Annotated in this window: 8 protein-coding genes and 2 pseudogenes; 5 read left to right on the plus strand and 5 right to left on the minus strand. The window is 53.5% G+C overall.

The genetic code is table 11. The features are described 5' to 3' along the window. Positions 1-451: 451 nt before the first annotated feature. Both OHL18_RS22410 and OHL18_RS22415 read right to left on the minus strand, forming a co-directional pair. The gene (locus OHL18_RS22410; protein ID WP_263377110.1) at positions 452-742 is read right to left on the minus strand and encodes a hypothetical protein; all 291 of its coding nucleotides are present in this window, start codon (positions 740-742) and stop codon (positions 452-454) included. A 79-nt stretch (positions 743-821) separates the two neighbouring features. Further along, entirely contained in the window at positions 822-1196 is a 375-nt protein-coding gene (locus OHL18_RS22415; protein ID WP_263377174.1) for an IS110 family transposase, read from the minus strand. Positions 1197-1586: 390 nt separating this feature from the next. Here OHL18_RS22415 and OHL18_RS23420 point away from each other — a divergent pair. Then, positions 1587-1778 (plus strand): annotated as a pseudogene (locus OHL18_RS23420) (integrase core domain-containing protein). Between the two features lie 160 nt (positions 1779-1938). On the opposite strand, the gene OHL18_RS22420 reads toward OHL18_RS23420, so the two are convergent. Together OHL18_RS22420 and OHL18_RS22425 are read right to left on the minus strand one after the other, a co-directional pair. After that, positions 1939-3657, minus strand: coding sequence for a capsule assembly Wzi family protein (locus OHL18_RS22420; protein ID WP_263377111.1), 1719 nt, complete (start codon positions 3655-3657; stop codon positions 1939-1941). A gap of 701 nt (positions 3658-4358) precedes the next feature. Continuing rightward, on the minus strand, positions 4359-6029 hold the full coding sequence (locus OHL18_RS22425) for a hypothetical protein (protein ID WP_263377112.1): 1671 nt from the start codon (positions 6027-6029) through the stop codon (positions 4359-4361). 215 nt (positions 6030-6244) lie between these two features. Between OHL18_RS22425 and OHL18_RS22430 the strand changes: the two are divergent. Next, positions 6245-7424, plus strand: a pseudogene (locus tag OHL18_RS22430) (IS3 family transposase). Positions 7425-7628: 204 nt separating this feature from the next. On the opposite strand, the gene OHL18_RS22435 reads toward OHL18_RS22430, so the two are convergent. Further along, positions 7629-8774, minus strand: coding sequence for a glycosyltransferase (locus OHL18_RS22435; RefSeq protein ID WP_263377113.1), 1146 nt, complete (start codon positions 8772-8774; stop codon positions 7629-7631). Between the two features lie 123 nt (positions 8775-8897). Here OHL18_RS22435 and OHL18_RS22440 point away from each other — a divergent pair, with 123 nt between their 5' ends. Genes OHL18_RS22440 through OHL18_RS22450 form a run of 3 tightly spaced genes read left to right on the plus strand, consistent with a single transcriptional unit; the run spans position 8898 to position 12072 of the window. Continuing rightward, the gene (locus OHL18_RS22440) at positions 8898-9500 is read left to right on the plus strand and encodes an acyltransferase (protein WP_263377114.1); all 603 of its coding nucleotides are present in this window, start codon (positions 8898-8900) and stop codon (positions 9498-9500) included. Further along, positions 9487-10551: a glycosyltransferase family 2 protein gene (locus OHL18_RS22445; protein WP_263377115.1), complete on the plus strand. Its 1065-nt coding sequence runs from the start codon at positions 9487-9489 to the stop codon at positions 10549-10551. Before OHL18_RS22440 ends, OHL18_RS22445 begins: the two co-directional genes overlap by 14 nt. Positions 10552-10593: 42 nt before the next feature. Next, positions 10594-12072: an oligosaccharide flippase family protein gene (locus tag OHL18_RS22450; protein WP_263377116.1), complete on the plus strand. Its 1479-nt coding sequence runs from the start codon at positions 10594-10596 to the stop codon at positions 12070-12072. The last annotated feature ends 49 nt before the right edge of the window (positions 12073-12121 follow it).

Raw genomic sequence — 12121 nt, forward strand, 5'->3', positions numbered from 1 at the left:
ATCCGGGATCCGTATAGCCATAAGCGGGGTGTTCAAAAGTCAGAGCAAGAAAGAAGAAAAGTGCGCCCATCGTTGCCAGATATTGAAGTCTCAAACTCATCAGCACGTCCTTATGGAGAGGCATCCAGGGGATGCCATTAGCTATGTGTGACGATTCAACAGAATGAAAGTTGCATTCGAAAAGTATAGCGCTCATTCCCCGTTTGAAGGTAATCCGGATCAAAATTAGCGCACGCGGGACCAGCGGGTCAGTATCCAGCTTCGGTCCTGCTCTCTCTTCGGGGTGAGCAAGCGCCCGAGAAGCCGGCCGGAGGCGCACGACTTCAAAGTAGTTGCCTTCTATTGCTCCTGCAGGAACCTCGCGGGGATTGCCAAGGCCGACAGCTGCGTTCGAGATACGTCACAAACGGGCGGCGCCGAGAAGGCTCTATAATGTTTTTCTCAGCACATTCTACAACATCGTCTTGTCGAGCGAAGGCTCGTCAACCAACTGGCTCAAGAGCGTGCTCCCATCGCGTAGATGCTTCAGTTGACGCACCTGATCGACCTCCAAGCCAACGTACTTCGCACTTCCGAAGTCATAGCTCCAGACATGGTTCGCATGCTCAGGCCGGAAGCGAATGGATTGCCCGGCTTGCTGTTCTCTCGCAGCCTCACAGCCATAGTGGTGGCCATCCAGAAGGCGCTCCGCCGCACTCCGACGGCGACGTGGCCCAACAACACTCAGATCAACCTCATCCATCCAATCATCTTAACCACGCACACACACAAAGTACATATGGCCAACACGAGACGCTTACTGAAGGAACGCGAGAAGCCACTCAGAACGCGTGGCATGGTAACCGCTCTATCCCAGGAAAGTACAGCGGCAGGTAATGGGTCAAGAGCCGAAGCTGGTTCCGCGTCTTCTCCAGCGAGATCTGCGCATAGGTGAGCGACAGCTCTTGAAAGTCATGGATCTGGTTCACGAGCGGGTTATGGTAGTGCTGAGTCACGCCGGTGTTGAGCAGATGTAGCAGGACCTGAGCGTCCTTCGGATCGTTCTTGTCCCAGGAGTTATGCATGGCTTCGCGGGTACGGGCCACAGCCAGCGAAGCGATCAACTCCAGGTGGAAGCCTTCGGCCTGCAGGAAGTGCGCAAGCGGCCGGTGGTAGCTCCCAGTGGCCTCGAAGACGATGCGCACCGGGTGCTTCAGGCCATGAAGAAAATCGGCAAACCGTCAGAACTCAACGGCGGTGTTGGGCAAGGATAAGGCGTTTGCGGCTCTTCCATCCCGGAGGCTTCGATCAGTACATCGTGACGGAGCTCGGCAATATCGATCGCTACGAGAACGGTGGACGGTTGAGTAGGCTGGACAAGGGACATGGCTGATCCTCTCCTGAAGTGAAAGTAGGCATACGTTCAGCTTAGGAGACCTACAGCCAGCCATGGCCAAACTAATCGGATCTCGGTCGCTACGCTCCCTCGATCCGGTTCGCTGCCTTCCTCCAACTCTTCCTTCCAAGTGCTTCGTGTGGTGCTACCGGTCACGGTTTACTTAGCGTCGAATAATCGGCTGGGCCAAAGCTTGGAAAGCGGGGCTGGTGTGTATTCGCCGGGCCGCCCGATGAAGAACGGTCACGTCGAACGTTTGTACGGCAGGATGCATCACGAGTGCCTCAACGCAACACGGTTACGGACATTCGATGATGTTCGATGTGTCTGAGTAAATTGGCGCGAGGAATGCAACTGCGAGCGGCCACATAGCTCGCTGGACTACCGCACACCCCAGGCTTAAGACATCAGTTCGGCTATCCAGATGTGGAAAGCAAAGAACCCTTCCTACATCTGCACAGGCGCGGCGGCGACGAGGTCGTCTCGACGCCCAGACAAGACGGGGAAACGCCAGTTATCAATGAGCGAGAACATGGGCAGGTTAGTCGATTGGTAGGTGCCGATTACTTGGAAAACACTGATAGGCCCTTGGGAAAGAACTGTACTTGAACAATCACGCTTGTATCAGATTGCTTCCCTGGCAAATATACAGGTGCCTTCCACCACTCCTGCTGCACACGCAATGAGATCTCTGTCTCCTCATGCACTCGTTTCTGAATTCCCAGGCCGAAATCATTCTGTGTCACTCCCGAAGCGACGAAGTCTTTGGCTACTTTGGCGTGTCGGTAGTTGAAATCTATCGTCTCTCGCGGCGAGATGTGATAGTCCAGCCATCCCTCGCCGTCTTTACCCTCACGACCGGCAACGTCTCCCATCAGAAAGCCTTTGTTAGTGTATCCCTGCTTTTGGATGCTTTCTGTATACAGATAGCTCCCTCTAAGACTTCGACCAGTAGGTGGATCAGTATTTGCACCCTCCACTCGCAAATCCATTTTAGGGATCCATGGCACCATTGCGAGATAGATGCCGGGACGGAGGCCAGCATGACGTGGAGCGTCCACGGCACTCACATCATCGTGCACGATGGTGTCGCAATATAAGGTCGCCCAATGACGTAGGAACGGCAGCCGCCATGTGAAATCGAACTCTGAAAATCTCGCTCCCGGATCATCACGTGATTCCTTTTCTGCTGTGGACACATTCTGCAGGCTGAGAAAGCTTTTCAGAAAGCTATGGACGGTAATAGGGGCATGTCCTTTTCCACCCCAAATCACCGAACGCGCAAAGCCAATCTCGACGTTCTCAGTCGGCTTAAAGCTGATCTTCTCAGTATGCATCCAAGGATCGTTCGGGTAGGTATGCCCCTGAAGGCTACCAACCATAAACATGTATCTGAAGGGGCCCGTCACGCGCGAAAGTAGAGGGATCTGAAACGGTTCAACCCGATCGATCTGAAAAGCGTACAAATTCTCGGCGTTGTTGCTGTAGATGAAGCTACCAGCTCTATCGGGCCCCAGCCAGTGATCGGATTTGCCAAACGAAATCTCGTGGTCCAGTAGCCGGAGCGAAAGATTGGCCTCCACTACGCGAAAGACGTTAATTTCAGGTAGTGGACCTGCTGGCACGGTCGCTTGGAGCTGGCCGACAACCAGCGGAACTCCGTCGTTAGCTGCGAGGCTCGCAGCTAGGCTCGGGGAATAACCAGGTGCAGACGGAGCGTGCTGATATTCTCCACGAAAGAACAGACTGAACCTTGCTGCCTGGGCTGAAATGGAAGCGCCCTGAAGAATGTTAATGCCGCTTTGATAAGGTCTTCCATAGTCGCCAAAAACACTTTGGCCTAAGTGATAGCTGTCTCGCAATGGAGTTCCAGCGATACCATGGACGCGGCTATATACGCTGTCATACCGTATCGTGACGCTATCCTGTGGGCTCAACGGGAACTCGCGCCGCAATGCCGCCAGAACCTCGAACGCTTCGGGATCGTCCGAAAGTGAAGCAGCTGAAGATACGGATTGGATCATTTGGGCAATACTGCGTCTAGTCCACGGTCGTAGTCCGAAGTATCCACGATCTAGATAACCTAAACCGCGTAAGCGGTCGAGTGCCGGGTACACCCAACTGTCAATTGGAACATAAACATCAACTGGGTTATACGGTTGGACTTTCGTCGGACCTTGTGCAAGAGCGGACGGGATACAAGGAATGCCGCTGGCCACGAGGGAAAGAAAGACGCAGAAAACGGCGTCTACTGCGTTGGGCTTGGAGCACTTGAAGTTCACTTTATCTTTCCTTCACTTTGATCCGCATTGGCAATGTTTTCGGCTTCCGGCAAGAGTCAACTGGTGCGAGGATTATCGTCTGTTGTCTGTGAAGGATCAGGCTCTGGGCTTGGCCCACCTTATACTGACTCACTGAATTTAGTGTTCCTATACTATAGCCCACACCGGATCAGCCCGAGCAGGTGGTAAAACTGCAGCCCGCCGTACTGCTTACGCCAGTGGAATCAAGTCCGCTTGACAATCCGGCGTCTTTACACGCCAAAGCCGTCGTCTTCCCGATCGCGACCTCGATCTGCCGCAACAGATTGACCACCTGCTTAGGCTGGCATTTCTTGCCTCGTCCCACATCCTCTCCTTCTCCAGTGTCTCTCTTCTTATTTGGCACTTTTGAAACCGGACACTCCATTCCATACCGGCCGTTCGCACAGGCCATGTTCTCTCTGAGCGAACGCCACATCGGCTCTACATCGGCAAGCCTCAGCCGTTTCTGGGTTCATGCCCTTGAGCGCCTTGCGACGCAGACCTAACTCCGCCACCAACAGCTTGAACCGGCGGTTATCGCCCTCTGGCCGTTGTGCCTCGCTCACATCCATACCGCCGGCCTTGTGCTCCCGTCGTTGAAGGTCGCCGTGCTTATACCTTGCTCGCATTACAGATCCAAGCTCCTCAAACGAGCATTGCCCTGCGTCACCTTCTCCAGATTATTGCTCGGGAGGCGAAGAAAATCCTTGGAGCGGTTTCGACGTACCGTCGGCCACGGCGAAATGCGGAAACATCCGGATAGTTTGGTTGAGACTGGCAGGAGGGATTGGAGCATAGGTTACGGCATATCGATAGTCAGGTAGGATGGCTGCTCCGCTGATAAATGAAAATTTGCGTTTCCGTATCGCATCAGGATCAAAGCTAAATTTATTAGTCCGCATCGGAATATGTAGAGATTCAATTGCGGCGTCCAGTTCCGAGTTAAGGATATCGGCCTCGAATCCAAGGCCTGCGGCATGGGATCTGACCAGATAGACGACGGTCTTATGGCAATTTGCAGAATCGAAAGGTAGTGTGTTTCTGTACACAGTGTTCTGAAAAGGTGTGAGAATGAGAAGGTGTGGCAGATGGCTGTTTGATAGTGTCAGAGTAAGCAAAGCGTCATAAGTGACGATTACAGAGCATTCGTCACCATGCGCGTCACTTATAAAAGCAACCACCTCTTCAGGCCGATCGATCATACTAGCTTTACCCAGTGATTCGCGAAGTAGAAGATGCTTGATACCAACTGCGCTCCAAACCCCAATAAAACCCAGGAATACATATTGAATGAAACGCGGGCGAAGAGTCTGAATAAGGATAGCTACTAGTGGAGCCAGGACTGGCAAGGCGAGCAGTCCGTTGCGGGGTTTCACTCCCAGTCCACTTAATACGACCAGGCCAAAGAAAATTAGAGCAAATAAGGTAATGCTTCCAAGACTGCTCTGGCTATTTCGAATACCGGTTGCTCCATTTAGGAGATTGGCGAGGTGTATTCTCCTCCAGACTGCAACAAAAGTCAGGTACGTAAACGCTAAGACAGCAAGAATCGCGAGTGGATGCCAGGGGAGATAGGCTTCGGAGCAAAATGTTGCTTGGACGAGGCGGGCCAGTGAAATCAAAAAGCCTGAGCGCTGGCCAGTGCTGCCGGCAGTGTGGACCGTGAAAAAAGCTCGTAGCTGGGGTGCGATCAAGGAGACGAAAACCGCAGACATCAATACATATTGTCTCCAAATCCCCCATGTATAACGTGCGAGCAATGCCGCGCTAAGTGCAGCGAAGAAGATCAAGGTGATGTAGTTGAGGTAAAAGAGAGCCGCCAACGGAAGGCCTAACAGCATTGATCGCGTATAAGTGAAACGCAGTTTCGATAGAGAAGAAGCTGGCTGCAAAGCAAAGGTCATGGTGAGAAGGGCAAGCCCAGTCCACCATCCATACCAGCGGATCGTATTCCCCCACATGAGCAACTGGGGATGTAGCGTAGCAATCAGTAGAAAGCCGATAATCTCGCGTGTCGTGCGAAGCAAAGGAATTACCGCAAAAACAAAGATCGCCAGCCCAATATAGAGCAGAAATAGGGGAAATAGGCCCATCCAGCGAGGCGAATGATTGAACTCGTATGCAAAGTGGGCAAGTAGATACATCCCCGGAGGATGAATGTCCCCAGAGTTCGCCGTATGGATGATCTCCAAAACGCTGCTATTTACGTAGTTGAGGCTAATGTGTTCGTCATCGTACAAATTCCGCACTGAAAGCAAGGCAATCGAGGTTACAAACGAAAGCGTCAGAAAGAGGACGGCCAAAAATCGGCGATTTGCAACGAATCGGAACTCCGAGATTACTGAACTCACGATGGGCGCTCCCCCAGAGAATAGACTACATTATTGGCCAAATGGGCTCCAAATCGAATCGATTGCCGCCACATTGACGCTTGGTTCCGTTCACCAATAGATTCAGCCATCCTTCTACAATTATCCGGTCATAGGTGGCTCGGGAAAACTGAACAGTGGCATAAGTGGAGGATCTCGTCTGAACTGGCCTAAGATGGCCTGAACGAGGAGATTGGATGAGCAGACGTCCCCGTCGGAAACACACGGCGGCGTTCAAGGCGAAGGTAGCTTTGGCAGCATTGAAGGGCGAGAAGACGCTCTTGGAACTGGGACAGCAGTTCGATGTCCATGCCAACCAGATCACCCAGTGGAAGAGTTAGTTGCTGGAAGGCACGGCCGGTGTCTTCGGCGTCGAGGCGAAGACGGAGCCTGCCGAAGCTGCCGTCGATGTGAAGACACTGCACGCGAAGATCGGGCAGTTGACCCTGGAGAACGATTTTTTAGAAGGGGCGCTCACGAATCGGGGCCCCCACGGACGGAACTTCGTCCGTGGGGTGGGGGAGGGCCGGACTTCTGAGCGCAAGAAGATGATCGACCACGCGCACGAGCCGCCCATCAAGTTTCAGGCGAAGGTGCTGGGGATCAGCCGCGGCACGGCATATTACAAGCCGCGTCCGATGTCGGGAAAAGACCTTCTGTTGATGCGGAAGCTAGACGAACTGCATCTGAACTATCCCTTAGCGGGTAGCGGGATGTTGCGCGATCTGCTGCGGCAACAGGATGTGTGAGGCGGGCCGACTGTACATAGCCTCGCTGATGAAGAAGATGGGCATCGAGGCCATCTATCGTAAGCGGAACACGTCGAGGCCCGCACCAGGACACAGGATTTACCCATATCTGCTGCGGGATATGGCGGTCACGCGGCCCAACCAGGTCTGGGCCATGGACATCAGCTACATCCCGATGGCGCGTGGCTTCGTCTACCTCGCCGCAGTGGTGGACTGGTTCAGCCGCAAGATCCTGAGCTGGAAACTGTCGATCACGATGGATGTCTCGTTCTGCCTCGAAGCAGTCGAAGAGGCGCTTTCGAAGCATGATAAACCGGAGATCTTCAACACCGACCAGGGCAGCCAGTTCCCCAGCGAGGCCTTCACCGTGCAGCTAAGAAAGAACGAGATCCAAATCAGCATGGACGGAAAGGGCTGCTGGCGCGACAATCTCTTCGTGGAGCGGATCTGGAGAACGATCAAGTACGAGGAGGTCTATCTCCGGGCCTACGACTCGGTCGAGCAAGCGAGAACTTAACTGGGAACCTACATCGAGTTCTACAACCAAACCAGATCCCACTCCAGCCTGAAAGGAAAGACCCCCAATCAGGTCCACTTCAACTGCCTGCCAGAAAACATGGCAGCCTAACCACGACAGACCCTCCACCTAAGAATCATAGGAATCTGTTCAAACAAACCGAGCCATCTCTGTCGTCCTAATTGGAGTGATCATCTAAGGTGTGAAAGAGTGGGCATGGGCTGGAAGCGCCACCTTGATGGATTGATGGTGGTTTCACCCAACCTTCTTGCAGTGGGGGTATGTGCGGATTATGTTCTCGGAGTCGAGAACCGTTTACTGTGGCAGATATTCCGCCATCGCAGTGGCTGCTGCCGGAACCTTGTTGAGGACGAAGTCACGATAACTCCTCAGAAAAACTGAGACTGCAAAGGTATTAGCCCACTGCTGGATGGCGGCGGAGCGGAAATACCCGGACTGCTGCGCCACTTCAAAGCGCAGGATGCCATCCATGATCGACTCCACGGTCTGCTCATCATAGAAAATTCCAGTGGGCGAAGGGCCTGTTCCGCGTACAGTTTCGAGCGATCCCCCCTTGCCATAAGCTATAACGGGACGGCCACACGCCTGTGCCTCGAGGGGGACCATGCCAAAGTCTTCGTCAGCAGCGAAAAGCAGGGCTCGGCACCGGGCGTATTCATGCCAAAGCGTGTCAGTGGAGGTCCCCCCGAGGAAGGTAATGAGATGTGGCGTTGCTGCTGCGGCTCTCTTCAGAGCTTCAAGTTCCGGCCCTGACCCGATAATTCGCAACGTGCGGCCAAGGCGCATGCAGGCCTCTATCAGCAGATCCGTGCGCTTATAGCCAACTAGACGACCAGCGCATAGGTAGTGATCACCGGGAGTGGACCAGAGTTGGGCGCGATGCACGTCGATAGGCGGATAGATGACGGTACTCTCGCGGCCGTAAAAACGACGGATGCGATCGGCAACGTAATTTGAATTAGCGATGAAGTGAGTGACCCGCTCTGAGGCTCCAGTGTCCCAGGAGCGAATGCGACCAGCGATGGATGAGAAAATGGCGCGTGTCAGGCCGTTCATCTGCGCTCGATACGCGTCATAGCCGTCGTAGAGGTAGCGCATAGGTGAATGGCAGTAGCAGATATGGATAGCCCCGGGGTCGATGCGAACGCCTTTCACCGGCCCGCTGTCGGACGAGAGAATGAGATTGTATCCTCGCAAATCTAGACTTTCGGTCGCCGCTGGATACAGTGGCAATGCGTGCCGATGAAATCGGCTCGCGAGCGGGAGCTTCTGCAAAAACGTTGTATGAAGCTCACGATCTCGTAGGCCGGTAGGAATGCCAGCCGGCTCCGCAACTAGAGTATAGATAGGAGCCTCGGGGAAGAGGCTAGCGATGCATTCAGCTACGCGCTCCCCACCGCCTTGAGTGACGAACCAATGATGGATGATGGCTACCCGCAACCTTTTAGATCCTCTCTTTGGATGCTTCGGGAGTCCACTTCTACATTGCTGGTGCCCCCCGAGCGGCGGGCGGCGAAGGATGTTCTTTCGGCAACTCACACAATCATATACTCTATAAGCGTTATGGCCAATGTGTTCAAAATGTTCGGCGGGGTTCTCGACCAGGCCAGGAAAATTCCGCCGCGCTTGAGGGCTCTTCTGATTTATCCGTTATATGGGCTCAGGTTCCGCAAATTTGGAAGGAACTCGAAACTGATTGGGAGCGATGGTATCCTTGTGGGAGACGGTGTAAGCCTAGGCGACTTCTGCTGGATTGAAGCGGTGAAGAGCTATGCCGGCCTAAACTACAATCCGCGGCTCCTGATCGGGCGGCGGGTAGCGGTGAGCGACCTTACCCATATTTCTTGCGTCAACAAGATTGATATTGGAGATGACTGTCTGATTGGAAGTAAGGTTTATATAGGGGACCATTCTCATGGCACTATCAGTAATATCTCTGAGCTAGCGAATGTTGCTCCCGCGGAACGACCTCTAGGTGACATAGGTGAGGTGACCATTGGAGCGAAAACCTGGATCTGCGACGGGGCAGTGATTCTTGCGGGAACAACAATAGCGCAGTCGTCGATTATTGCCGCAAATAGTGTGGTTCGATTGCGGGAAGAGCGAGCAGCGCTGATCGCCGGCGCACCGGCGCGGGTAATTCGATATCTGGATGGCGTGGAATAACGTGCGTGATATAGCCAAGCCAAAGCACCGCCGGGTATTCGACATCGCTATCGGCATCCCGGCTTACAACCGCTGCTCTGAGTTGAGCGAGCTGTTGGGGTCTATCTATGCACAGACAGTGCTTCCGCGGGAGATAACGATTTGTGAAGACAACTCGCCAGAACGTGAGGCGATTCGCAAAGTTGCGGCTGATTGGGGGGGGCACTTTGCGCCCGAAGGATGCATTGTCAATTATCAGGAGAATGACGCGAATCTAGGCTTCGACGGGAACTTCAGAAAAGTAATCTCTGCTTCTCATGCGCGGTGGGTCATGGTGATGGGAAATGATGACCTTATGCTGGATATCTGCATCGAGACTACCGAGAGATATCTGCTGGAGCATCCTGGTATCTCGATAGTGTCGAGATCATTTCTCCGCTTCAGCACGGACATCACCGAACCATTGGGTATAAGTCGTCTGTCAGAGGTTGATTGTGTTTTTAGGAAAGATGATAGCTCAGCGAAAATGATTTTTCGAACCTGCGGATTTATTCCTGGGCTGGTATTCGATCGGACGTGGGCTGATGCCAATGCGACAAATCTGTATGACGGGACTTTGTACTACCAGATCTATCTAGCGTCGATTGCATTCTGTGAGTCCGGTATTGGGTACATCGCAAAGCCTATCGTGGCCGGCCGCAGTGGTAACCCGCCGATGTTTGGCGTGGCAGCGTCGGAGCAGAAGTTGCATATCCCGGGATCTTATAGCCCTAAAGGGAGGGCAAATATGTGGGCTTCGGTATTGCGCATCTCGAGGGAAATCGGAAATAGATATAGCATCGATTTGTATACGGAGATGAAGAGCGAGCTTGAGGTCAGGCAATCATTCCACATCTTTGAAATGTATGCAGGTGCGGATCGCGAGGTCTCTGCGGAGTTGCGTAGGGAGCTAATCGCGCTTGATTTATTTAGCCATCCGATGCCGCGTTTACTATATGCATTGAATCGCGTCTTTGGACGCAGGGCAAATGCGTTTTATGTTCTCTTGCGAAAGATTATCCAGCGAGACTAGCGGGCTCTTGTTAGAAATATTGCCAAATCACAGAAAATACTCTTGAAGCGACTTTTGATCAAAAACGCGGTAGCTAATGTTGGACGCGGTGGGACTGCGGCCCTGGTCGCGCTTGTTTTGCCCCCGGTACTGATCCGACATATGCCTCCCGGCGCATACGCAGTATGGGTTTTGATCCTACAGGTCTCGGCATACATGGGCTTTCTCGACTTTGGCTTGCAGGCGGCGGTGGGACGCTACATTGCTTTTGCGGAGGAAAAGAAGGATCCAGCGTGGCGAGACGGAATCTTCAGTACGGCACTCGTCGGGCTTTCGATAGCAGCCGGTATAGGGATCCTATGCCTGCTGGCCGTGGCGCTGGAGGCACGGCATATCTTTCCTAGTACTCCGGCGGCACTGCTGCCTGCGATGCGAGTGGCAATTGTCATCGCCGGCCTTTCGACTGCTTTAGGTCTGCCGGCTTCAGCGTGGAACGGAGTCTTTATCGGCATGCAGCGGTATGAGATCCCTGCGATTACGATTACCAGCGGTCGTCTGCTGTCTTCTATCGGGCTTGTTTTGGCTGCGCTCGAGGGGAGGTCGTTAGTCTTCATGGCGTGTGTTGTTGCTGCGACAAATCTATTGACATATTCAAGCCAGTTTGTCGTGCTACGCCGCTTGTTCCCAGATATCACCTTACGGCTAAGCCTTATCTCCGAGATAACAGTAAGGGAACTCTCGGGTTATTGCGTGAGTCTAACGGTGTGGTCATTCAGCACACTCCTTGTCACGGGTATCGATCTTATTCTTGTGGGCAGATTCGACTTCGGCGCAGTGGCAATTTACTCAGCGGCGGCGATTCTGATTTCGTTTCTAGGGGGATTGCAGGCGTCAGTGTTTAGCGTGATTATGCCGCACTCAGCAGCGTTACACGCCGGAGGCAATGCGAAGGCATTGGGAGATCTGTTGCTCCAGTCTACGAGGTTGAGCATTATCTTTCTTCTGCTGACGGGGCTTCCTCTGTTGGTCTGTGCCTCGCCGATCATCCGGATCTGGCTGGGGCAGCCGTATGCGATTCAAGGTAGCAGAATTCTGATCGTGCTGGTAGTAGGTAATATGATTCGTCTGCTGGGCGTGCCATATGCTTCGATCCTGGTGGGAACCGGTCAGCAGCGACTAGTTTTCCTTAGCCCACTGATGGAAGGAATTTCTAACCTGATCGCGAGTATAGTGTTGGGAAAGTTATTTGGAGCGATCGGTGTCGCCTGGGGGACGTTGATAGGAGCCGTCATTGGTATCGGCGCGACTATCGCTTATAGCTTGCCTAGGACGCGGCGGTGGATTGATATTTCGCCGCTGACACTGCTGGCTCAGGTCCTGAGGATCATAGCGCTCTGTGGTCTGCCTCTTATACTAGCGTTGCCGCTGCGATACTTTATCGCCCAACGCTTCGCTGGCTTGATGACTATGGCATCGGCGATCTCCGTGAGCATTTGCATTGTGCTGGCGGGGAAGGCTATGCTAAAGCGCAGGAGGGCCTAGTGTCATCTGCCTCAAGGAGACTTCGTGGCCCGCTGGCCATTGCCAAGAA

It is taken from the genome of Granulicella aggregans, from assembly GCF_025685565.1.
GTDB lineage: Bacteria > Acidobacteriota > Terriglobia > Terriglobales > Acidobacteriaceae > Edaphobacter > Edaphobacter aggregans_B.